20 protein-coding genes are annotated in these 21,749 nt (G+C 75.1%); 11 read left to right on the top strand and 9 right to left on the bottom strand.

Annotated elements, in window-relative coordinates:
- Window positions 1–13 precede the first annotated feature (13 nt).
- Window positions 14–373, bottom strand: a complete 360-nt coding sequence (locus BAW75_RS07245) for an STAS domain-containing protein (RefSeq protein WP_013287849.1) — start codon at window positions 371–373, stop codon at window positions 14–16.
- 421 nt (window positions 374–794) lie between these two features.
- On the opposite strand from BAW75_RS07245, the gene BAW75_RS07240 reads away from it, so the two are divergent.
- From BAW75_RS07240 to BAW75_RS07225, 4 genes are all read left to right on the top strand, one after another.
- Window positions 795–1,199, top strand: a complete 405-nt coding sequence (locus tag BAW75_RS07240) for a hypothetical protein (protein WP_104113030.1) — start codon at window positions 795–797, stop codon at window positions 1,197–1,199.
- 170 nt (window positions 1,200–1,369) lie between these two features.
- Window positions 1,370–2,044, top strand: a complete 675-nt coding sequence (locus BAW75_RS07235) for a BON domain-containing protein (RefSeq protein WP_064448224.1) — start codon at window positions 1,370–1,372, stop codon at window positions 2,042–2,044.
- 59 nt (window positions 2,045–2,103) lie between these two features.
- Window positions 2,104–2,601 carry a redoxin domain-containing protein gene (locus BAW75_RS07230; RefSeq protein WP_043329170.1) on the top strand — a complete coding sequence of 166 codons (498 nt, stop codon included), beginning with the start codon at window positions 2,104–2,106 and terminating at the stop codon, window positions 2,599–2,601.
- On the top strand, window positions 2,598–3,149 hold the full coding sequence (locus BAW75_RS07225) for a DsbA family protein (protein ID WP_064448223.1): 552 nt from the start codon (window positions 2,598–2,600) through the stop codon (window positions 3,147–3,149). The genes BAW75_RS07230 and BAW75_RS07225 overlap by 4 nt, the downstream gene beginning before the upstream one ends.
- A 1-nt stretch (window position 3,150) precedes the next feature.
- Here BAW75_RS07225 and BAW75_RS07220 read toward each other — a convergent pair whose 3' ends face one another.
- A complete protein-coding gene (locus tag BAW75_RS07220) occupies window positions 3,151–5,919 on the bottom strand; it encodes a winged helix-turn-helix domain-containing protein (RefSeq protein ID WP_104113029.1) in 2,769 nt (922 codons plus the stop codon).
- 161 nt (window positions 5,920–6,080) lie between these two features.
- Between BAW75_RS07220 and BAW75_RS07215 the strand changes: the two genes are divergently transcribed.
- The 5 genes from BAW75_RS07215 (at window position 6,081) to serS (ending at window position 11,729) form a co-directional block, all read left to right on the top strand.
- Entirely contained in the window at window positions 6,081–6,506 is a 426-nt protein-coding gene (locus tag BAW75_RS07215) for a hypothetical protein (protein WP_104113028.1), read from the top strand.
- The gene (locus BAW75_RS07210) at window positions 6,503–7,639 is read left to right on the top strand and encodes an alcohol dehydrogenase catalytic domain-containing protein (RefSeq protein ID WP_104113027.1); all 1,137 of its coding nucleotides are present in this window, start codon (window positions 6,503–6,505) and stop codon (window positions 7,637–7,639) included. Before BAW75_RS07215 ends, BAW75_RS07210 begins: the two co-directional genes overlap by 4 nt.
- A gap of 31 nt (window positions 7,640–7,670) precedes the next feature.
- Entirely contained in the window at window positions 7,671–8,846 is a 1,176-nt protein-coding gene (locus BAW75_RS07205; RefSeq protein ID WP_104113026.1) for a saccharopine dehydrogenase family protein, read from the top strand.
- Window positions 8,847–8,877: 31 nt separating this feature from the next.
- On the top strand, window positions 8,878–9,990 hold the full coding sequence (locus BAW75_RS07200) for a DNA polymerase III subunit beta family protein (protein ID WP_104113025.1): 1,113 nt from the start codon (window positions 8,878–8,880) through the stop codon (window positions 9,988–9,990).
- Window positions 9,991–10,445: 455 nt separating this feature from the next.
- Window positions 10,446–11,729 (top strand): serine--tRNA ligase, encoded by a 1,284-nt coding sequence (serS, locus tag BAW75_RS07195; RefSeq protein WP_104113024.1) that lies wholly within the window; start codon window positions 10,446–10,448, stop codon window positions 11,727–11,729.
- Here serS and BAW75_RS07190 read toward each other — a convergent pair.
- The 4 genes from BAW75_RS07190 to BAW75_RS07175 are packed head-to-tail and all read right to left on the bottom strand — an operon-like array spanning window position 11,716 to window position 16,484.
- Window positions 11,716–12,666, bottom strand: a complete 951-nt coding sequence (locus tag BAW75_RS07190; protein ID WP_104113023.1) for a cytochrome c biogenesis CcdA family protein — start codon at window positions 12,664–12,666, stop codon at window positions 11,716–11,718. The two genes, serS and BAW75_RS07190, sit on opposite strands and share 14 nt — an antisense overlap.
- Entirely contained in the window at window positions 12,663–13,247 is a 585-nt protein-coding gene (locus BAW75_RS07185) for a TlpA family protein disulfide reductase (RefSeq protein WP_104113022.1), read from the bottom strand. The genes BAW75_RS07190 and BAW75_RS07185 overlap by 4 nt, the downstream gene beginning before the upstream one ends.
- A gap of 16 nt (window positions 13,248–13,263) precedes the next feature.
- On the bottom strand, window positions 13,264–14,733 hold the full coding sequence (locus BAW75_RS07180; protein ID WP_104113021.1) for an NADH-quinone oxidoreductase subunit NuoF family protein: 1,470 nt from the start codon (window positions 14,731–14,733) through the stop codon (window positions 13,264–13,266).
- A complete protein-coding gene (locus tag BAW75_RS07175; RefSeq protein ID WP_244206027.1) occupies window positions 14,730–16,484 on the bottom strand; it encodes a hypothetical protein in 1,755 nt (584 codons plus the stop codon). The genes BAW75_RS07180 and BAW75_RS07175 overlap by 4 nt, the downstream gene beginning before the upstream one ends.
- Window positions 16,485–16,723: 239 nt before the next feature.
- On the opposite strand from BAW75_RS07175, the gene BAW75_RS07170 reads away from it, so the two are divergent.
- Window positions 16,724–18,169, top strand: coding sequence for an alpha-amylase (locus tag BAW75_RS07170; protein ID WP_104113010.1), 1,446 nt, complete (start codon window positions 16,724–16,726; stop codon window positions 18,167–18,169).
- A 73-nt stretch (window positions 18,170–18,242) separates the two neighbouring features.
- A complete protein-coding gene (locus BAW75_RS07165; RefSeq protein ID WP_104113011.1) occupies window positions 18,243–19,133 on the top strand; it encodes a L,D-transpeptidase in 891 nt (296 codons plus the stop codon).
- Window positions 19,134–19,139: 6 nt separating this feature from the next.
- On the opposite strand, the gene BAW75_RS07160 is transcribed toward BAW75_RS07165, so the two are convergent.
- Genes BAW75_RS07160 through BAW75_RS07150 form a run of 3 tightly spaced genes read right to left on the bottom strand, consistent with a single transcriptional unit; the run spans window position 19,140 to window position 21,733 of the window.
- Entirely contained in the window at window positions 19,140–19,760 is a 621-nt protein-coding gene (locus BAW75_RS07160; RefSeq protein ID WP_043329150.1) for a response regulator transcription factor, read from the bottom strand.
- Entirely contained in the window at window positions 19,757–20,914 is a 1,158-nt protein-coding gene (locus BAW75_RS07155; protein ID WP_146074808.1) for a sensor histidine kinase, read from the bottom strand. The genes BAW75_RS07160 and BAW75_RS07155 overlap by 4 nt, the downstream gene beginning before the upstream one ends.
- Window positions 20,915–20,935: 21 nt before the next feature.
- A complete protein-coding gene (locus tag BAW75_RS07150; protein ID WP_104113013.1) occupies window positions 20,936–21,733 on the bottom strand; it encodes an ABC transporter permease in 798 nt (265 codons plus the stop codon).
- Between the last annotated feature and the right edge of the window lie 16 nt (window positions 21,734–21,749).

Genomic DNA, 21,749 nt, shown 5'->3' with positions numbered 1-21,749 from the left:
GTGCGAACGGCGCTCAGGCGCCGGGCAGCACCTCGGGGGTGTCGTCGGCGAACCACGGCTCGGGAGCGCCGAAGAGGCCGAGCAGGCCGGTCACCCAGAGCTGCCGGTGCACGAACCGGCTCGGCTCGGTCACCACGAGCTTGACGCCGCTGACCTCGCAGGTCTGGAAGCCGGCCACCATGGCGCTGATGCCGACCGAGTCGATGAACGTGACGAGCCGCATGTTCAGCTCGATGCGCGAGGGACGGCCCTTCGCGAGCACCTCGGCGATCGCTTCCCGCACCTCGTACGCGGTGTCGACGTCGATCTCCCCACGGGGCGCGATCTGGACGACACCACCCGGCCGCACCGACTTCACGATCGACAGGCTCACGCGAGCACCTCCACTCGCCCTTGACGGGCGCCTCATCAGTACGCGGGCCGCGACCGAGAGTATTCCTCCAACGGCCCGGTCGCCACCCCCCGGGATGAGCAATTCGCGAACTGGGCACACCTGGGCGCTCCCAATCCGGACCTCCGGGTTCCAGTTTCCCCTTCGACGCGGGCCGCGGCCAGCCGTACGGCCGGTCGGACCCGTCGATCCGCCGACCAGGGTAGCGGGCGCGCGCACGTCCCGTCGGCACCGGTCCCGGCGCGTTCGGGTGGTTCGTCCCGTTCGCTGCTCACGAGCCGGGCACCACCGCGAGGGTTTGCCGCGTGCGCCGGTGGGGCACTGCCCCGAGACAGTGAACGCGCCGGATGGACACCGGAGTCCGAAGTGGCCGCCGGCCTTCGGCACCCGAGGAGGTAGAACGATGTTCGGATCCAACCTGCTGGACCGCCGGGGCAAGGCCGAGCGGGTCGCCGACCAGGCGTGGCAGCACCTGCTCACCGCGGCCGGCTCCGCCGGTGACAGCGTGCGCGACGCCACCCGCAGCGCCCGCCGCAACTCCTCCGGCTTCGCCGACGACGCCACCGACCTGGTCGGCTCCGCCGCCGAGGAGGCGCGCCGGCGTGCCACGCTCGCCTTCGACGCGCTGGCCGGACGCCGGCCCGCCCTGCCCTGGACGCTGCTGATCGCGGCGGCGCTCGCGGGCGCGGCGATCGGCTGGGCCGCCGGCACCGCCGCGCGCGCCGCGGGCAGCCGCGACCGCGGCGCGGACGAGATCGAGTTCGTGGACGTGGACCGCCCGAACTCCCCGGCCGGCCTGGACGGCTGAACCCCACCCGACCGGCACGGTGGCCGCTCCCGGCACTCCCGGGGGCGGCCATCGTGCCGCGTGGTGCTCTCCCCCACCCGGACCGGGTGAGGGCCGGTCACCCGGGACACGCGCAGGATCGCGGGTGCGGGACCGCGTGCCCGCGCCGCCATCGACGGAGGGAGAGCCGGATGGCCACCGACACGATCACGCGCACCGACCGGGACATCCAGTCCGCGGTGCTCGACGAACTGACCTGGGAGCCCCGGGTCGGCCCGGACGAGATCGGCGTAACCGTCACCGAGGGCGTGGTGACGCTGACCGGCCGGGTGGACAGCTACGCCAAGAAGTGGGCTGCCGAGCGGGCCGCGCACCGGGCCGCCCGGGTCCGCGCGGTCGCCAACGACCTCGCCGTCCAGATCGCCACCGCGGCCGGCCGGGAGGACCCGGAGATCGCCGTCGCGGCCGTACGGGCGCTGGAATGGGACGCGTTCGTGCCGGTCGAGACGCTGCAGGTGACGGTCTCCGACGGCTGGGTCACGCTGCACGGCGACGTCGAGTGGGAGTACCAGCGGCGGGCCGCCGAACGGTCGGTCGCCCGGCTCACCGGCGTACGCGGGGTGAGCAACGGGATCGCCGTGCGCCCGGCGGTCCGCGCCGACGGCCACGACCTGGCCGAACGGATCGTGGACGCGCTCGCGCGCAACGCCGCCACCGAGGCCGAGAGCGTCGACGTCCGGGTGCACGGCGACACCGTCGTGCTCGGCGGGCAGGTCCACTCGCCCGGCGAGCGCGCGGAGATCGAGCGGGTGGTGTGGAACGCCCCCGGCATCCGGGAGGTGCACAACCACCTGGTCGTGCGCTGAGCCGAACCACCCCGCCCGGGTGAGCCCGCCTCACCCGGGCGCCCGCCATGGTGGGAGGCATGAGTGATCCGAACGGGCTGATCACACCCGGGCGGGCCGCCCCCGGGTTCACGCTGCCGGCGGCGCCGGACGGGCGACAGGTGGGTCCCGGGCAGTTCCGGGGCCGTCCGGTGGTGCTGGCCTTCTATCCCGCCGACTGGTCACCGGTCTGCGGCGAGCAGATGGCCCTCTACCAGGCGGCCCTGCCCGAACTGGAGCGGTACGACGCGGTGCTGCTGGGCATCTCGGTGGACAGCGTCGACTCGCACCGGGCGTTCGCCGAGAGCCAGGGCATCCGGTTCCCGCTGCTCGCCGACTTCGAGCCCAAGGGCGAGGTGTCGCGCCGGTACGGCGCGTACGCGCCGCGTGGGCAGTCCGACCGGGCGCTCGTGGTGATCGACCCGGACGGCCGGGTGGCCTGGAGCCACCTGTCGCCGCCCGAGGTGAACCCGGGCGTGGACGGCATCCTCGACGCGCTGGAGCGGCTGGACGCGGATCGGCGGGTGAGCGCCCGATGACCACGCCACTTCAGGTCACCACCGCGCGGCTGCGGACCCCGGTGACCGAACACGACCACGTCCGCGGGCCGGCGGACGCGCCGGTCACGATCGTCGAGTACGGCGACTTCCAGTGCCGGTTCTGCGGCGCCGCGTACCCGAACCTGACCGAGGTGCTGCGCCAGCGGGCCGACGTGGTGCGGCTGGCGTACCGGCACTTCCCGATCGCCAACATCCACCCGTACGCGGAGAGCGCGGCGGAGACCGCCGAGGCGGCCGCCGCCCGGGGCCGGTTCTGGGAGATGTACGACTGGCTCTTCCAGCACCAGGACCAGCTCGACCCGGTGCACCTGTCGCTCGGCGTCGAGCAGATCGGACTGTCGCCGGACGAGATCGCCGCGGAGGTCGGCCGCCAGGAGTACGCCGACCGGGTGCGGCAGGACTTCGTCGGCGGCATCCGCAGCGGCGTCAACGGCACCCCGACGCTGTTCGTCAACGGCGTCCGCCACGACGGCGGCTACGACCTGGCCGAACTGCTGACAGCGGTGGACGCCGCGGCCGACGCCTGAGTCAGATCAACCGCAGCTCGCGCGCCCGCCGGACGGCGTCCCGCCGGCGGGTCGCGTCGAGCTTGCGGTAGATGTTGCGCACGTGCGTCTTGACGGTGTTCACCGACAGCGACAGCTCGGCGGCGATCTCCACGTTGGACAGGATGCTCTGCAGGTACCGCAGGATGGTCAGCTCCCGCTCGGTGAGCGGCTCGTCCAGCCCGCGCGCCGGGCCGTCCGCCGGCCCGGTGACCGGCTGCGCGTCCGCGCCCCGGACCAGTTCGCTCACCGTGGCCCAGTACGCGGTTCCGGAGTCCAGGTGCGCGGCCAGCAGGTCCCGTACCCCCGGGTCGGTCCGGGTGAAGACGCGCCGGTAGCCGTCCGGCTCGGCGAGCGCCAGCACCTCCTCCAGCGCCCGCCCGGCCCGCCGGGCGTCCCCGGACGCCCCGGCCAGCACCGCGTCGAGCAGCCCGGCGCCCAGCCGCACCGGCAGCGGCCAGTCCGCCGCGCCGGGCCCGGCCCAGTCGGGCAGCGTCCGCTCGGCCGCGCGGGCGTCACCGGCGCGCAGCAGCAACCGGGCGGACGCCAGCGCCGGCGCCGGCCCGTCGCCGGTGGCGTCGAGCAGCGCCCGGGCGCCGTCGGCGTCACCGGCCGCCGCGCGTACCTGCGCCTCCTCGGCGGCCAGCCACCCGCCCAGCTCCGCGCCGGGCGCGACCGCCCGCGCGCCGGCGAGTGTGCGCAGCGCGCCCGCCGGGTCGTCGCCGTCGGCCAGCAGCCCGGCCCGGCAGAGCGCGGCCAGCGCCGCTCCCCCCGGCTCCGCGGTGGCCGGACCGGCCAGCGCCAGGTGGGCCACGGCCTCCGCGGGCCGGTCCCGGTGCCAGGCCACGAGCGCCAGCGCCAGGTACGCGTAGCCGCAGTCCGCCCGCGCCGACCAGCCCTGGCAGGCCGGCATCGCCAGCGCCTCCCCGGCGAGTTCCTCGGCCGCCCGCAACGCGCCCCGGGCCGCCTCCAGCGCCGCCGACCGGCTGACGCAGAGCAGCTCGGTCCGCGGCCGCCCGGCCCGGCGCGCCGCCTCCCGCGCCTCGGCGAACCGGGTACGGGCTGCCGGCAGCTCCCCCTCGGCCAGCGCGACCAGTCCGTGCGCGGCGCCCGCCACCGCGCGTACGTCGTCGCGCTCGACCGACCCGGCACGCGGATCGGCCCCGGCGTCGGCAGCCGGGCCGGAAGCGGTGGCGAGCAGGCGGTCGGCGGCCTCGCGTACCCCCTGGTGGTTCCCGCCGAGCCGGGCCAGGCTCAGCTCCACGGCGGCGGCCAGCCGGCGGAACCGGTCGCGGCGCGGCGCGGGCAGGTCGTCGGCGTGGGCCAGCGCCCGCCGCAGCTGCCCGTCGGCGGCGGCCGGATCACCGGCGTACGCCCGCTCGGCCGCTGCGGCCAGCGCCAGCTCGGGATCCCGGCGAACCTCGTGCGCCGGCGGCTCCGGCGGGGCCGGCGCGGCGGTCGGCTCGTCCGGCGCCAGCTCCGGCCAGCGGCTGACCAGCAGCTCGGCGGCGGCGGTCCACTCACCGGCGGTCAGCGCGTGCCGCACCGCCTCGGCCGGCCGGTCGTGGGCCGCGTACCAGTCCGCCGCCCGCCGGTGCAGCTCACGCACCTCGTCCACGGGTAGCCGGTTCAGTTCGTCGCGCAGCACGTCGGCCAGGAGCGGATGCGGCCGGTACCACTGCGGGTTGCCGGCGTCCTGGTGGAGGAAGCCGGCGTCCCGGGCCGCCTCGGCGAGCACCTGCCCGGCGTCGGCCCGCCCGGTCAGCGCGGCGGCGAGGTCGGCGCGGACCGCGACGGCCACCGCCACGCGGCGCAGGACGTCGCGGGTCGCCGGGCCCAGCGGCGCGAGCACCTCGTCCCGCAGGTACGCGGCGACGTCCGGCTGGTCGCCGGCGAACCGGTCCACGGCGCGGGCCGGGTCGGTCCCGTCGGCCAGCGCGAGCGCGGCGAAGCGCAGCCCGGCGGGCCAGCCGGCGGTGCGCTCGGCCAGCCGGGGCACCGCCGGGGCGGGCACCGGCACGCCGTGCGCCACCAGCAGGTCGGCGACCTCGTCGGTGGTGAACGCCAGCTCGTCCGGGCCGATCAGCGTCAGCTCGCCGGCCAGCCGCCAGCGGTGCAGCGCCATCGGCGGCTCGCGCCGCGCGCCGGCCACCAGCCGCAGCCGCCCGTCGGCGTGCCGGAGCAGGAACTCCAGCCCGGACAGGGCCGCCGGGTCGGTGACCCGGTGCAGGTCGTCGAGGACCAGCAGCACCGGCCGTTCCCGCCCGGCCAGCGCGGCGGCCAGCGACTCCAGCTGCTCCGGCCGGGGCGGGCCGTCCGGCAGGGGCGGAGGCGCATCGTCCGGGTCGTCGGCTGCCGCCGCACGCAGGGCCGCCGCCAGGTAGCCCCAGAGCCGCCGTGTCGTGTCGCCCTCGCCCACTGTCACCCAGGCCGGCACCGGGCCGTCCCGCTCCGCCCGCGCCCAGGTGGACAGCACTGTCGTCTTGCCCCAGCCGGCCGGCGCGAGCAGAAGCGTCACCGGCCCGCTCGCGCCCCGCTCCACCCGGTCCACCAGCCGGGGCCGCAGCAGGCCCGGCTCGGGTGGCGCCGGTGGCGTCAACCGGGACGCCAGCAGCGGCGGGCCGCCCGGCAGCGCGCCACCGGCCAGGTCCGGTGAATCGATGCCGGCGGTACGCAGATCGGACGTACCGGTGATCTCGCTGGTGTCGTGCGGCGCGGCCACGAATCGGACCTGGTCGGCCTCCTCCGGCATGCATCCCTCCCCCTGTCGACGCGGGCAGCGGATACCCGGACCGCGCCGGTTCACCCCTTCCGGGCGAACCCGGCTCACCCGCCCCTCGCCCACCCTGGAGGTACGCGGGCGGCCGGCCGGACCAGCGCCGGCCGCCCGGGGCCGGGACCTCGGGAGGTCAGGTGGCGCGGATCAGACGGCTGGCGGTCGGCGCGCTGGCGTTGACGGCCGGCGGGGCGCGGAGGCTGGCCGACCGCCTGCCACGCCGGGACGGAACGGATCCACGGCCGGGGCGGTGGCAGAAGGTGACGGTGGCCGCCGAGCCCGAGCGGGTGCTCCCGGCCGGACGGTGGCCCGAGCCGCTGCGCCGTCTCGACGGGGCGGTCGAGGTGTGGGCCCGCCCCGCGCCGGGCGGTCGCGGCACGGAGCTGGCGATCCGTCCGCTGGGCGGGGAGTGCACGTTGCCGGGGTTCGCCGCGCACCTGGTCGGTGACGACCCGGGCCGGTACCTGCGCCACGTGCTGCGGCAGACCAAGCAGCTCCTGGAGACCGGCGAGGTGCTGCGGGCGGACCGTTCGCCGCTGGAGCGGCCGGGGCCGGTGCGATGAGGGCGCTGTGCTGGGCCGGAGCCGACGCGGTGGAGGTACGCCGCGTCCCGGACCCGGAGCTGCGCAACGCCCAGGACATGATCGTGCGGGTGCGGCGCAGCATCACCTGCGGCGCGGACCTGCCGCTCCTGGACGGGCGGGTGCCCGAGGCGTCCGCCGGGGAGGTGCTCGGACGCGAGTTCCTCGGCGAGGTGGTCGAGGTCGGTACGGAGGTACGCCGGCACCGGGTCGCCGACCGGGTGGTGGTGGGCTCGTCGGTGGCCTGCGGGGCGTGCTGGTTCTGCCGGCAGGGCCTGCTCGCCTGCTGCGACAACGGCACGAGCGGCGTGACGGCCGAGCCGGAGTGGGGCCAGCCGTCAGCGGGCGGTTTCGGCCGGCCGGCCCGGCTGGGCGGGTTCGCCGGTGGCCACGCCGAGTTCGTCCGGGTGCCGTACGCGGACGTGGGCGCGTTCGCCGTACCGGAGTCGGTGAGCGACGACCGCGCGGTGTTCGCCGCCGACGCCGCGCCGGCCGGCTGGTACGGCGCGGAGCTGGGCGAGGTCGCCCCGGGCGACGTGGTGGCGGTGTGGGGCGCGGGCGCGGTCGGCCAGCTCACCGCCGGGGCGGCGGTGGCCCGGGGTGCGGACCGGGTGATCGTGGTCGACGACCGGGACGACCGGCTGAGCATGGTCGCCCGGCACGCCGGGGTGGAGGCGCTCAACCACAGGTACGTGGACGTGCTCGCCGAGCTGCGGGAGCGCAGCGGCGGCCGGGGCCCGGACGTCTGCGTCGACGCCTCCGGGGTGCCGGCCGAGCCGAACCGGTGGCCGCTGACCGAGGCGGACGGCGGGGCGGCGCTGCGCGAGGCGGTGCACGCGTGCCGCAAGGGCGGCGTCGTGGTGGTGCTCGACGCCCGGCCCGGGGTGGTGGACCGGTTCCCGCTCGGCGCGCTCGCGGACAAGGGCCTCGCCGTCCGCGCGGCCCGGCGGCGGGGCGCGACGGCGATCCCGGAGCTGCTGGCCCGGATGGCCCGCGACGAGCTGGTCACCGAGCATCTGGCCACGCACCGGATGCCGCTGGAGCGCGGCGCCGACGGGTACGCGTTGTTCCGCGACCGGGCCGACGGCTGCGTCCGGGTGGTCTTCACGCCGTGAAGGTGAGCGCCGTGGATGGCACACTCGGCGGATGCGCGCAGACCGTCGGTACGACCTCGTCCTGTTCGGCGCCACCGGCTTCACCGGCGGGCTGACCGCCGAGTACCTGGCCCGGCACGCGCCGGAGCGGCTGCGCTGGGCGCTGGCCGGGCGTAACCCGGACAAGCTGGCCGCGGTGCGGGAGCGGCTCGCCGCGATCGACCCGGCCCTGGCCGAGCTGCCGCTGCTCACCGCCGAGGTGACCGACCCGGCGTCGCTGCGCGCGGTGGCGGAGTGCGCCCGGGTGGTGGCCAGCACCGTCGGGCCGTACGTGCACCACGGCGAGCCGCTTGTGGCCGCGTGCGCCGCGGCCGGCACCGACTACCTCGACATCACCGGTGAGCCGGAGTTCGTGGACCGGATGTACGTGCGGCACCACGCCGAGGCGGTACGCACCGGGGCCCGCCTGGTGCACGCCTGCGGCTTCGACTCGATCCCGCACGACCTGGGCGTCTGGTACACGGTCAAGCAACTGCCCGCAGACGGGCCGATCGCCGTGGACGGGTACGTGCGGGCCGGTGGCCGGTTCTCCGCCGGCACGTACCACTCGGCGCTCACCGCGTTCTCCCGTACCGGTGAGACGAGCCGCGCGGCGCGGGCGCGGCGGGCGATGGAGCCGAAGCCCGGCGGGCGCCGGGTCCGCGCGGTGCCGGGCAAGGTCGGCCGGGTACGCGAGTTCGGCCAGTGGGCGGTGCCCCTGCCCACCATCGACCCGCAGGTGGTCCGCCGGTCCGCGGCGGCCCGCCCGGAGTACGGCCCGGACTTCCGCTACCGGCACTTCGCCGCGCTGAAGCGGCTGCCCACGGTGCTCGTCGCAGGTGTCGGGCTGGCCGGTGTGATGGGGCTGGTGAAGGTGGCGCCGACGCGGCGCTGGCTGCTCGGACGGCTCGCCTCCGGGCAGGGCCCGACGGCCGAGCAGCGGGCCAAGTCGTGGTTCCGGGTGCGGTTCGTGGGCACCGGTGGCGACCGCCGGGTGGTGACCGAGGTGGCCGGCGGCGACCCGGGCTACGACGAGACGGCCAAGATGCTCGCCGAGTCGGCGCTCTGCCTGGCCTTCGACGACCTGCCGGAGACCGCCGGGCAGGTCACGCCGGTCGCGGCGATGGGCGACGCGCTGCTGGACCGGCTGGTACGCGCGGGCATCACGTTCCGCACGCTGTCGGCGTGAGGTTGACCCTCGACCCGCTTGAGGTCACAGGATGACGGCCGTGGAGAGCGAGCTTCGCAGCATCGGTGAGCTGGCCCGGGCCAGTGGCCTGACGGTCAGCGCGCTGCGGTTCTACGACCGTTCCGGGGTGCTGGCCCCGGCCCGGGTGGACCCGGTGACCGGCTACCGCTGGTACACCGAGGAGCAGGTGGACCCGGCCCGGCTGGTGGCCGGGCTGCGCCGGGTCGGGATGCCGCTGGCCGGCATCGCCGAGGCGCTGCGGAACCGGCACCGACCGGCCGAGGTGCACCGGCTGCTGGACGCGCACCTGCGCCGCCTGGAGGACGGCCTGGCCGACGCGCGTCGCGAGCTCTCCCGGATCCGTTGCCTGATCGACCCGGAGGAGACCACAGTGACCATCCGCCTCGCGCTGTCCCGCACCGACCTGGCCGCCGCCGTGGACGCCGTACGCTTCGCCGTCGGCGCCGACCCCGCGCTGCCGGTCCTGTCCGGCGTGCTGCTGGAGGTCACCCTCGACGGGGTGCACCTGATCGCCACCGACCGGCACCGGCTCGCCGTGGCCCGGGTCGCCGGCACCGTCGACGGCCCGCCGGTGAGCGTGCTGCTGCCGGTGGCCGCCGTCGACGAGTTGCGGGCGCTGCTGGACGCTGCCGGCTCGGTGTCGGGCCTCGACGGCTCGGACGTCGCCGAGGTCGTCGTCGCTCCCGGCCGGGTGACCGTCACGGTGGCGGGCCGGCCGCTGACCGCCGTACCGCTGCCGTACGACTTCCCGGACTACCGCCGGCTGCTGCGCGCGCAGCTCGGTGACGTACCCGCGTACCGGATCCCGGTCGACGGCGCGGCGCTGCGCGCGGCGCTCACCGCCGACGGCGTCCCGGTCTGCCACCGCGCGCACGAGGGCGTCGAGCACGAGGTCGTGGCGCTCGGCCTGGACGGCCGCGGCGAGTTGCGCCTTGTCGACCCGGCCGGCGCGGCCGGCGCTGACGCGCTTCGGGTTGGGCTCAACCGGGAGTACCTGCTGGACGCGCTGGGGTCCGGCGACGGCCAGCTCGTGCTGGAGCTGGACGGGCCGATCGCCCCGCTCGCCGCGCCGCTGGCCGACGACGCGGACGCCTTCTCGGTCCTGATGCCGGTACGCCTCTGACGCTCAGCGCTCCCCGGCTTCCGCCACCCGGGCTCCGCCACCCGGCCTCCGCCAGGCCCCGGCGGAAGACGTCAGTGACTGTGCGTGATGCCAACGCTCCCCCGGGATGTTTGCCCTTCGCGGACTTTGCTCTGCAGCCATCCGCGCGACGCTGACGCTGCGTCGAACGCCGCGTCGGTGGCTGCAGAGCAAAGTCGCCGAAGGGGCACACCCGCCCGAAGGCGGATCCGTCAGATTGACCAGGTCAGCACGCCCACCAGCGGACCCGGGTCGGAGCGGGCACCAGCACACCGTCACGGACTGTGAGCACACCCTCCGACAGCACCACCGTCACGCGCCGTTACCGAAACGGGCCCCGTGGCGGCGGGCTGTGCGGGCCGGGCCGGGGCGACGGGGGCGCGACGGTAGCATCTGGAGGTCCCACCTGACTGCCTGGACGGAGGCGTACGAGCAGCATGCTCGACATGGAGTTGATCCGGAAGGATCGCGAGGCGGTGGCGACCGCGCTGGCGAAGCGTCTGGATCCTGCCGAGGTCACCCGGACGCTGGACGACATCCAGCGGCTCGACCAGGAACGACGCGCCCTGATCACGGAGATCGACGCCGAGCGGCAGACCCGCAAGGCCGAGGCGCGGGCGTACGCGGAGGCGAAACGGTCCGGCGGCACGCCGCAGCCGGTCGCCCCGGAGGCCGAGCGCAAGCAGCTCGCGGAGCTGGAGTCCCAGCTCGACGAGGTGCAGTCCCGGCTCCGCTCGGCGATGAGCGAGCTGCCGAACCTGCCCGCCGACGACGTGGTCGCCGGGGGCAAGGAGGCCAACCGGGTGGTGCGGACGTTCGGCGAGGCGCCCGCCATCGAGAAGGTACGCGACCACGTGGAGCTGAGCCGCGCGCTCGGCCTGGTCGACCACGAGCGGGGCGTGAAGCTCGGCGGCTCGGGCTTCTGGATGTACACCGGTCTGGGCGCCCGGCTGGAGTGGGCGCTGGTGAACTGGCTGATCGAGCAGAACATCCAGGCCGGCTACGAGTTCCTGCTTCCGCCGCACCTGCTGCTCGAGAGCGCCGGTTTCGCGGCCGGGCAGTTCCCGAAGTTCCACGACGACGTCTACCACATCGACAAGCAGTCGTCCTCGCGCGGCCAGTTCCTGCTGCCCACGGCGGAGACGGCGATCCTCGGCGCGTACCAGGACGAGATCCTGGAGACGCCGAAGCTGCCGCTGAAGGCGTTCGCGTACACGCCGTGCTACCGGCGCGAGGCGGCCGGGTCGCACTCCGACGAGCGCGGCACCGTGCGCGGCCACCAGTTCAACAAGGTGGAGATCTTCCAGTTCACGCTGCCGGAGCAGGCGGGCGCGGCGCTGGAGGCGATGGTCGGGCACGTCGAGGGCCTGGTCGGCAAGCTCGGTCTGCACTTCCAGACCAGCCTGCTGGCCGCCGGTGACGCCAGCGCCTCGATGAAGAAGACGCTCGACGTCGAGGTGTGGATGCCGAGCACCGGCAAGTACAAGGAGGTGTCGTCGGTCTCCTGGGCCGGTGACTACCAGGCGCGCCGGGCGGCGATCCGCTACCGCGAGCCGGGCGCGAAGCAGACCCGTTTCGTGCACACGCTCAACGGCTCGGCGCTGGCCACCAGCCGCCTGTTCCCGGCCATCCTGGAGCAGCACCAGCAGCCCGACGGCTCGGTGGTGGTCCCGGAGGTCCTGCGCGACAAGCTCGGCACCGACCGCCTCACCCCGCGCTGACCCGCTCCCCCGCCGCCGCCGTCCCCGTCCCTTCCCCGCGATCTTGCACTTCCGGCCCGCGAGAAGTCCGCTTCACCCCTTCCGCCCGGGCCCCAACTGCAAGATCGCGGGAGAGAGGGCGGGGGCGGCGGCGGGTGAGGAGCACGGCGGCCAGGAGCAGGGTTGCGAGGACCGCGGGGCCCAGAGTGTCGACGGCCTTCACCAGGGTCTGCTGAAGACCAGCCGCGGCGCGGATCACCGGGTCGGTGAAGGCGTCGTACCGGCCCTGGGCGAGGCGCACCTCGTACCAGCCGTACCAGCCGACGTAGCAGACCGCGACCACGAGCACCAGGCCGCTCAGACGCGGCGCCCAGGCGCCCGCGCCGCGTAGTCGCGCCACGACCCGGCCGCGCAGCAGCGCCACGGCGAGCGCGGCAACCCCGACCACGAGCGCCATGCCCAGCGCGTACGCGCCGAACAGCGCCAGCCCGCGCAGCGGCGACCCGGCCTGCAGGCTGGTCACCACGATCGCCAGGAACGGCGCGATCGCGCAGCTCAGCGACGTGAGCGCGTACGCCGCGCCGAACAGCACCATGGACGGCCAGGTGCGGGTGAGCCGGGGCGCGACGCGCAGCGGACGCGGCGCGGGCAGTCGCCGTCCGGCGAGCAGCCAGCACCCGGCCAGCGCCAGCAGCACGCCGAGCGTCACGGTGAGCCACGGCAGCCGGGGCCGCAGCCAGTCCGCCGCCGGCGCCACGGCCAGCCCGAACGCGCCGAACACCAGCACGTACCCGAGGGTGAGCGCGGCCGTCGCGGTGAGCGCGCGGCCGACCGCGCCGCGCCCGCCGTCGGGCCCGGCGACGAGCAGTGACAGGTACGCGGGCAGCATCGCGAAGCCACACGGGTTGACCGCGCCGAGCATGCCCGCGGTCAGGGCGAGCAGCAGCGCGCCGGTCATCCCCGGGCCAGCGTCTCGACCTGCCGGGTGAGCGCCTCACCGTCCAGGAATCCCTGGTGGACGACCCGGCCGGTCCGGTCCAGGACGACGAACGTGCTCTGCTCGGTCACCTTGAAACGGCGCCACAGCGCGCCGTTACGGTCGTCGATCTGGGTCGTGCCGCCCAGGTCGAACTCGGTGACGAAGTCCTTCATCGCCTTCTGCTCGCCGAGCCCGGCGACGCCGACGATCGGGACCGTGTCCCGGTAGGCGGGGGCGATCTCGGCGACCGTCCACGCCTGGCTGGCGCAGGTGGCGCACCAGGGCGCCCAGAACCAGAGCAGCACCGGCCGCCCGGCCAGGGCGGCGGCGGAGAACGCCGTACCGTCGAGGGTCCTGCCGGTGAACGACAGCGTGGCCGGCACCGCGGCCGGTGGCGCGGACGTCGGCCCGCCCGGCGTCGCGGCGGGGGACGCGACGTCCGGGGGCGCGGCGGCGGGGGCCGTGGGTGCCACCGCCCCGGCCTCGGGCCCGGCCGCGCAGCCGGTGGCGAGCGTGGCTGCGAGTACGACGGCGGCGGTCACACGAACGGCGGTACGCATCGGCGGCTCCTGGGTTCTACTCGGCCCGGACCAGGCGAAGCGCGAGTTCGGGACAGACCTTTACCGCCTTGAGCGCGCCTTCGCGCAGCCACGTCGGCACCGGGGTGGGCGGGAACGCCGGGTAGCCGTTGCCGTCGAGCCGGATGAAGTCCGGCACCACGTGCGCGCAGAGCCCGTGCCCGTCGCAGCGGGACCAGTCGAGCGTGAGTTTCTGCGGGTTGGCGTCGGGCGCGCCGGGCAGTCCCATCATGCCCTTGACCCGCTTGCCGCAGCCCTCGCCGGTGGCGTGCAGCCGCAGGTCGTCGGCGAACACCTCCATGGCGGACAGCGCGAACCGGGCGGTGCCGTCCGGGTGGCTGCACGCGCCGCGTCCCTTGACGTCGCCGGCCGCGGCGCGGACCAGCTCGACCGGGGCGCTGCCGGAGACCGCGAGGTCGACCGAGCGGGCCAGGTCGGGCAGGCCCATCTTGCACGGGCCGCACTGCCCGGCGGACTCACCGGCCAGGTACCGCACGACCTGGGCGGCCTCGCCGAGCGGGCAGGTGTCGGCGCCGAGCGGCACGATGATGCCGGCGCCGAGCGTGCCGCCGACGGCGGTGAGCCCCTTGCGGGACACCTCGGCCCGGTCCGCCGCCGCCGCGGTGATCCACTTGCCGTGGTAGCCGCCCATCAGGATGCCCGGGCCGGGCGGCACCTCGCACAGGTCGAGGATCTCGCGCAGCGGGGTGCCCGCGGCGCACTCCACCACGGCGGGCCGCTTCGCCGACCCGGTGACGGTGAGCAGCACGGTGCCGGGCTCGTCGTCGGTGCCGAGCGCGGCGTACTCGTACGGGCCGATCCGGGCGGCGACGGCGAGCTGGGAGTACGTCTCGGCGTTCGACAGCAGGGTGGGCAGCCCGCCGACGCCGGAGTCGCTGGAGCGCTTCTTGGTGCCGGGCGGGATGTGCGGCAGGCCGTTGATGCCGTTGACGAGCGCGCCGCCCTCGCCGGAGATGAACCGGTGCGGCACCGTGACGATCGTGGTGGGCACCGGCATCCGGCGTTCCTGCAGCGCCTCGGCCAGCGAGGGCCGGCCCACGTCGTCGTCGGCGACGCCGATGACGATCTCCTCCGCGTCCAGCGCGAACGCGGCCAGCGCGGCGCCGTCCAGGATCAGGTGCGGGGCGCGGGTGAGCAGCACCTTGTCCTTCCAGCTCGCCGGTTCCCCCTCGGTGGCGTTGACGACGACCACGGCGGAGAGGTCCTGCCGCTCGCAGGACTCCAGCACCGCGCGCAGCTTGCGGGCGAACGGGAAGCCCGCGCCGCCCTTGCCCTTGAGGTCGATGGCTTCGGCGAGCCGCAGCAGCGCCGCCGGTTCCATCGGGCCGATCGGGCCGTGCACCTCCTCGTGGGCGAGCAGGTCGAGCCGGCCGAACTCGGCGAACCCGGCGGTCAGGCGGGGCTCGCCGACGCAGGCGACCGGTGGGACCGTGGTCTGCCGCGTCACCGGGCCTCACCCCGCAGCCCGGCCCAGTACGCCCCGTCGACCGCGTCCGCGTCGGCCCGCTTGCGACGGCCGGACCGGCTGTCCTTGCCGGCCCGCATGGCGCGACGGGAGGCGAGGTCGACGAGCGTCGGGGTGTCGTCCACGAACGCCTCGTCGGCGTCGTAGCGGGCCGGCGGGCGCCAGTAGTCCGGCTCCTCCGGCACGTCCTCCTCGTCCCGGTAGCGCCGGCCGGATCCGCTGAGCGGCTGCGCCGACATCGGGCTGCCGGAGATCGGCCCGGCCGAGATCGGCTCACCGGAGACCGGGCGGGTCTCCCAGCGGCGCGGGCTGTCCCACGGCTCCTCCGGCTCGCTGCCGGCACGCGGCGGCGCGGAGTAGCGGGCCACCTCGGCCGGGGTGGCGTACCGGCTGCTGTCCGGCGGGGCGGAGTGGCGGCCACCGGTGTCCGGGGGCGCGGAGTGGCGGCCACCGCTCTCCGGCGGGGCCGAGTAGCGGGCGGCGACGTCCTCGTCGGCCCGGGAGCGGCGACCGACCCGTTCCTCGTCGGCCCGGGACCGGCGGCTCACCCGCTCCTCGTCGGTGCGGGACCGGCGGCCCGCCGGCTCCTCCTCGGACCGGCGACGACGGCGGGAGCGTTCACTGTCGGACCGGCGTGCCGGCACCAGTTCCTCGTCCCGGTCGAAGAGGACCGGCTCGCGCTCCTCCTCGCGTACCCGGGTGGCGACCCGCTCCTCGTCGCGGCGGCGGGCGGCCGCACGGACCGGTTCGCGCAGCGACCCGGGTTCCGGCACCACGGGTACGGCGAACCGCTCGGGGTCGCGCCGCCGGGCGGTGCCGGCCGGCGCGGTCCAGGTGGCGGTGGCCTCGGCCCAGCGGCCCCGGCCGGCGCCGCTGTCCTCCTTGGCGCTGTCCTTCTTGCGGGTGAGCACGGCGAACACGCCGGTCCGCTCCTCGGCCTTGCCGGCCATGGCCTTGTTGAGCGCGGCGGCCTGGTGCTGTTCCCGGCTGCGCTTGCCCAGGTGAACGGAGAGCCGCACCATCAGCGCCAGCACCACGGCCAGCACGCAGGCGAGGTAGCTGAGCAGCACCCAGGTCGCCGCGGGCCGGCCGGCGTTGAGGCCGTGCACCAGCGCGAACGGCCAGGACACGTAGGCCATCGAGTGCAGCGCCCGCCAGAACCACTTGGGACCGACGCCGGCGAACCGGACCCGGACGATTCCGGTCCAGAGCACGCCCACCATCAGCAGCGCGGCGACGGTGCCCAGTCCGACGTAGAGGCCGGCGCCGCCGATGAACGGCACCACCGCGTCGGTGGGGCCGGCCCGGCCGATGGCCACCTTGGTGATGACGTGGAAGACCAGTCCGGCCACGCCGAGCACGCCGGTGGCGCGGTGCGCGGACTGGAGCAGCACGCGGTGCCGGATGAGCAGCACGAGGCGGTCGGTGGCGAGCAGGCCCAGCATGACGGTGATGCTGAGCGCGACCAGGGCGACCACCCCGGCGAAGAACTCGGTGAAGAAGAATCCGTACGAGTACATGAGCCCGCCGGCGCCGGCCAGCTCCACTCCGGCCCACGCGAGGCCGAGTGCGGAAGCGGTCAGCGCCGCGATCGCGGACTTCGACATGGTCCGGGCACCACGGCTGCTGGTGGTGGTCCGGACGGTCGTCGTCTTCTCGTTCTGCTGTGCCCGGGCCATCTGCTCCTCGATCGTCTCGCGGCGGCGCCCCCACCGGCCGACCCTGCTCCCCACTCAGGTACGGAGCGACGGCGCGGACGGATCACCTCCGGTGGCGAATTTCTCGGCCGGTTTTTCGAACCGTCCGGTCCGGACGCGCGTGTAGCGCCTGACGCAACGACGAATGCCCATGCGTTGACAGTCCTTGCAACATTCTCGTAACCTTGCCGCAAAATTTCAGCGCGGGCTGCAAGAAGCCAGCACTGAGACAGGCTCCACTCCCCCGCATCCCCCGCACCCCCGCAGGAGTCCTGATGCATCGACGCCGATTCCGCGCCGCGGCGCTCGCCCTGGGCCTGGCCGCCAGCCTGCTCGTCCCGATCACGGCGGCGGCTCCCCCGGCCACCGCCGCCACCCCGGGCGCCAAGAAGGTCATCGTCCAGCTCTTCGAGTGGAACTGGACGTCGGTGGCCACCGAGTGCACCAGCACACTGGGCCCGAAGGGCTACGGCTACGTGCAGGTGTCCCCGCCCCAGGAGCACGTCAACAGCAGCCCGTGGTGGGTGTCGTACCAGCCGGTCAGCTACCGGATCGAGTCCCGCAAGGGCACGCGCGCGCAGTTCCAGTCCATGGTGAACACGTGCCACGCGGCGGGCGTGAAGGTGATCGTCGACGCCGTGGTCAACCACATGTCCGGGCAGGAGAACGGCGGCACCGGGTGGGCCGGCTCGTCGTACGGCCACTACAACTATCCCGGCATCTACTCGGCGCAGGACTTCCACTACTGCGGGCGCAACGGCAACAACGACATCGCCAACTACAACGACCGGTACGAGGTGCAGAACTGCGAGCTGGTCAACCTCGCCGACCTCAAGACCGAGTCGGAGTACGTGCGCGGCCGGCTCGCCGCGTACCTCAACGACCTGCTCTCCCTCGGCGTCGACGGGTTCCGCCTGGACGGCAGCAAGCACATGCCGGCCGCCGACATCGCCGCGATCAAGGCCAAGCTGAACCGCAGCGCGTACCTGGTGCAGGAGGTCATCTACGGCGCGGGCGAGCCGATCCAGCCGACCGAGTACACCGGCAACGGTGACGTGCACGAGTTCCGGTACGGCAAGGACCTGGCCCGGATGTTCAACAACGAGCGGCTGGCGTACCTGAAGAACTTCGGTGAGTCCTGGGGCTACCTGTCGAGCGCGAAGGCGGTGGTCTTCACCGACAACCACGACACCCAGCGCGAGGGCGGCGTGCTCACCTACCGCGACCGCGGCACGTACGCGCTGGCCAACGCGTTCATGCTGGCGTGGCCGTACGGCACCCCGGCGGTGATGTCGAGCTTCACCTACAGCGGCCGGGACCAGGGCCCGCCCGCCGACGGCAGCAACCGGATCACCAACGTCACCTGCTACTCGGGCTGGGAGTGCGAGCACCGCTGGCCGGTCATCGCCAACATGGTCGGCTTCCGCAACGCCACCGAGGGCGCCGGGGTCTCCAACTGGTACGACAACGGCTACCAGCACATCGCGTTCAGCCGTACCGGCAAGGGCTACCTGACGATCAACGACGAGGGCAGCGCGGTGAACGGCCGCTCGTACTACACCGGGCTGCCGGCCGGCCGCTACTGCGACGTCGTCCACGGCACGTTCAGCAACGGCTCGTGCAGCGGTCCGGTGATCACGGTGGACTCGTCCGGCTGGTTCGCCGCGAACGTCCCCGCGCACGACGCGATCGCCATCCACATCGGCGCGAAGCTCAGCTGAGCCACCCGGGCCGCGAAGCCCCCGTACCCGTAGTACCGGGTACGGGGGCTTCCGGTCGGTTACAGTCAGTTTCGTGCTGTTCGACCGGTTTGCCGCGCGCCGACCTCCCGGCTGGCTGATCGCCGCGCTCGCCGTACCGCTGCTGCTCGTCACCGCGCTGCTGGTCGGCCGCGCGCTCACCGTCACGCCCGCGCGGCCGTCAACGCCGGTCGTCGCCGCGCCCACGAGCACGACCGCCGCGCCGAGCCCGTCGCCGTACGAGTCGGTGCCGCCCGCCGCGCGCCCGCCGGACGACCTGCCGGTGATCACCTACGACCCGGCGCCGCGCGGCTTCCCGCCCGACCCGGATCCGGCCGACACCCGCCAGCTCGGCGAAGGGCTGCGCCCGAACCGCAACGTGGCCGCGTACGACGCGCCGGGCGGCCGTCCGCTGGCCTTCCTCGCGCCGACCATCAACGGCGCACGGCTCACCGTGCCGATCGTCGAACGCCGCTCCGGCTGGACCGCCGTGCTGCTCCCGTCGGCCAACCGCACCACCGCCTGGCTGCCCTCGGGCGGCTGGACCACGGTGGCGCTGCGCGACCAGATCGTGGTGGAACGGCGCACCCACCGCCTCACCTGGAGCCGGGACGGGCGCGCGATGCGCACCTGGCCGGTCAGCCTCGGCATGTCCGGGCAGCTCACCCCGCTGGGCCGCACGTTCGTGCTGGGCCGCACCCCGCCTCCGGAGGCCGTCTACGGCGGCGTCGACATCTTCGCCCTCGGCGCGATCCCGGACGACCCGGAGGCGGTGCCGACCGGGCTGCGCGGCGCGCACATCGGACTGCACAGCTGGCACAACGACGACACGCTCGGCAAGAACGTCACGAACGGCTGCATCCGGCTGACGCGCAGCGCCCAGCGCCTGCTGCTGACCGAGGTCGAGCCGGGCACCGCCTTCGTCGTGGTGGACCGCCTGCCCTGACCGGGCTCAGCCCAGCAGCCAGCCGTTGGCCTCGGCCACCCGCACCGCGTCGGCCCGGTTGCGGGCGCCGGTCTTGCCGATGGCTGCGGAAAGATGATTGCGTACGGTCCCCTCGGACAGGTGCAACGTCGCCGCCAGCTCGGCCACCGTGCCGCCGCCGCGCGCCGTACGCAGCACCTCGGTCTCCCGCTCGGTGAGCGGGCTCGGCCCGGTGGCGAGCGTCTCGGCGGCGAGCGCCGGGTCGACCACCCGCAGCCCGGCGTGCACCCGGCGGACCGCGTCGGCGAGCTGCCGGGCCGGGGTGTCCTTGACCACGAAGCCGTTCGCACCCGCCTCCATCGCCCGGCGGAGGTAGCCGGGACGCCCGAACGTGGTCACCACGAGCACCCGGCAGGACGGCAGCGCGGCCCGCAGCGCGGCGGTGGCGGCCACCCCGTCCAGGCCCGGCATCTCCACGTCGAGCAGCGCCACGTCCGGGCCGGTGCGCAGCGCCTCCGGCACCACCTCGTCGCCGCGGCTCACCTCGGCCACCACAGTCAGGTCCGGCTCCAGCGACAGCAGCGCTGCGAGCGCGCCCCGGACTAGCGCCTGGTCGTCGGCGAGCAGCAGCCTGATCGGCTCGGTCACGGGCGCGTCCCTCCGTCCGGATCCGCCGCGGGCACCGTCACCCGGAGCAGGAAGCCACGCCCGTCGTCCGGCCGCGCCACCGTCACCGTCACCGTCGCGTCCAGCCGCCGGGCCCGCTCCCGCAGCCCGGCCAGCCCGTGCCCGGCCGGGCCATGCTGGTCCGCCGGGCCCCGGCCGTCGTCGCGTACCTCCACCGCCGACGGTTCCACCCGGATGACGCAGTGGCGGGCGCCGCTGTGCCGCACCACGTTCGTCACCCCCTCGCGGACCGCCCAGCCGAACAGCTCGTCGCGGTCCGCCGGCAGCGGCGGCACCGACTCCGGCAGCTCCGCGACGACGCCCGCGGCGGTCAGCGCCGACCGCGCGCCGGCCAGTTCGGAGGCCAGATCCACCCCGCGGTACGCCCCGACGGTGCTCCGCACGTCCGCCAGCGCCTCCCGGGCCAGCCGCTCGATGTCGGCGACCTCGGGGGCGGCGCGGGCCGGGTCCAGCTCCAGCAGCCGGCCGGCCAGTTCGGCCTTGACCGCCACCACGGTGAGCGAGTGCCCGAGGATGTCGTGCAGGTCCCGGGCGGCGCGGGCGCGTTCCTCGGCCACCGCCAGTCGGCGGATCTCCTGCTGCGCGGCCTGGAGTTCGCCGTTGCGCTGGGCCAGCCGGCTCACCCCGAACATCGCGAACGAGGCGAGCAGCACCGCGAAGACGAGCGTGCTCTCGTGCTCCCAGCCGGGCACCAGACGCGCGGTCACCGGCGGCGCCGCCGCGGCCAGCACCACCACGACCAGCGCCTCTGCCGACGGCAGCAGGAACACTGCGGCTGCCCCGACGAAGACCAGTGTGGTCAGCCAGTCGCCGCCGGTGCCGGGGATCCCGGCCAGCCCGAGCGCGAGCAGCACGGCGATCAGCAGCCGGGCCCGGCCGGGCGGCACCGGCCGATGGCGCTGCCGTCGGCCCCGGGCCCATTCGAAGATCAGCACGTACGCCACGGCGATGGCGACGAGCGCGGCGATCCCGACCAGCCGCCGCCACAGTTGGGGCTGGTGCAGTGCGGTGCCGAGCGGGATGTTGAGGAAGAACAGCCAGACCGCCGCCAGCAGCCAGCCGGTGAACCGCCAGTGGCGGTTCACCGGCCGGGCCGGACCGGGCGGCGACGTCACGCCGACCACGCTAGACCCCGCTCAGACACGGGTGGTGTCCCGGCGGAACAGCCGGGCCGCGCCGAGGCCGAAGAACACGGTCCAGGCGGTCACGTTCGCCACCGCCGCCCAGTCCACCCCGGTGCCGGTCAGCGGCGCGCGGGCGAGCTGACCGACCCCGTACACCGGGGTGAACTTGGCGATCTGCCGCATCACGTCGGGCAGCAGCTCCAGCGGGACGAACAGGCCGCCCAGCATGGCCAGGATCGCCAGCGCCGGGCCCACGAACTGCATGACGTTCTCGGCCGGGGCGAGGTAGCCGACGAACAGCCCGAACGCGGCGAACACGAGCGCGCCGACCCAGGCGGTCAGGCCGGACTCGACCCAGACGTGGGCCGGCAGCCGGACTCCGGAGGCCGCGCCGACGGCGAACTCCACGAGTACGCCGAGCAGGCCGAGCACCATCGCGGTGGCCACCTTCGTCGCCACGTACGCGGCCGGGCGCAGCGGAGTGAGCCGCAGTTGCCGGCTCCAGCCCAGCGCGCGTTCGGTGGCGACGGCCGCGCCGGCGCTGGTGGTGGCGACCATGGCCGCGTACACGGCCAGGCTGATCATGATCCAGCCGGTGACCGGCAGCCCGTTGTCCAGGTTCTCCCCGCGCGTGGGCAGCCCGAACAGCAGGAAGAACACGGCCGGCATGACCAGGATGAACAGCAGCGTACGGCGGTTGCGCAGCACCCGGCGTATCTCGATGGCGAGCACCGGCGCGCAGAACCCGCCGAGCATTGGCGGCCGGCGGTCGACGGCGCGGGTGGTGGTGGACGAGGTCGTGGCGGTCATGGCGAGGCTCCCCGGT

The organism is Micromonospora chalcea (assembly GCF_002926165.1).
GTDB lineage: Bacteria > Actinomycetota > Actinomycetes > Mycobacteriales > Micromonosporaceae > Micromonospora > Micromonospora chalcea.
This window is presented reverse-complemented; position numbering and strand designations above follow the sequence as displayed.

Excerpts from the sequence above, each read along its gene's own strand:
- serS (WP_104113024.1), top strand. The coding sequence starts at position 10,446 with ATGCTCGACATGGAGTTGATCCGGAAGGATCGCGAGGCGGTGGCGACC.
- BAW75_RS07240 (WP_104113030.1), top strand. The coding sequence starts at position 795 with ATGTTCGGATCCAACCTGCTGGACCGCCGGGGCAAGGCCGAGCGGGTC.
- BAW75_RS07190 (WP_104113023.1), bottom strand. The coding sequence starts at position 12,666 with ATGACCGGCGCGCTGCTGCTCGCCCTGACCGCGGGCATGCTCGGCGCG.
- BAW75_RS07210 (WP_104113027.1), top strand. The coding sequence starts at position 6,503 with ATGAGGGCGCTGTGCTGGGCCGGAGCCGACGCGGTGGAGGTACGCCGC.
- BAW75_RS07220 (WP_104113029.1), bottom strand. The coding sequence starts at position 5,919 with ATGCCGGAGGAGGCCGACCAGGTCCGATTCGTGGCCGCGCCGCACGAC.
- BAW75_RS07150 (WP_104113013.1), bottom strand. The coding sequence starts at position 21,733 with ATGACCGCCACGACCTCGTCCACCACCACCCGCGCCGTCGACCGCCGG.
- BAW75_RS07235 (WP_064448224.1), top strand. The coding sequence starts at position 1,370 with ATGGCCACCGACACGATCACGCGCACCGACCGGGACATCCAGTCCGCG.
- BAW75_RS07230 (WP_043329170.1), top strand. The coding sequence starts at position 2,104 with ATGAGTGATCCGAACGGGCTGATCACACCCGGGCGGGCCGCCCCCGGG.
- BAW75_RS07205 (WP_104113026.1), top strand. The coding sequence starts at position 7,671 with ATGCGCGCAGACCGTCGGTACGACCTCGTCCTGTTCGGCGCCACCGGC.
- BAW75_RS07225 (WP_064448223.1), top strand. The coding sequence starts at position 2,598 with ATGACCACGCCACTTCAGGTCACCACCGCGCGGCTGCGGACCCCGGTG.
- BAW75_RS07200 (WP_104113025.1), top strand. The coding sequence starts at position 8,878 with ATGACGGCCGTGGAGAGCGAGCTTCGCAGCATCGGTGAGCTGGCCCGG.
- BAW75_RS07185 (WP_104113022.1), bottom strand. The coding sequence starts at position 13,247 with ATGCGTACCGCCGTTCGTGTGACCGCCGCCGTCGTACTCGCAGCCACG.
- BAW75_RS07170 (WP_104113010.1), top strand. The coding sequence starts at position 16,724 with ATGCATCGACGCCGATTCCGCGCCGCGGCGCTCGCCCTGGGCCTGGCC.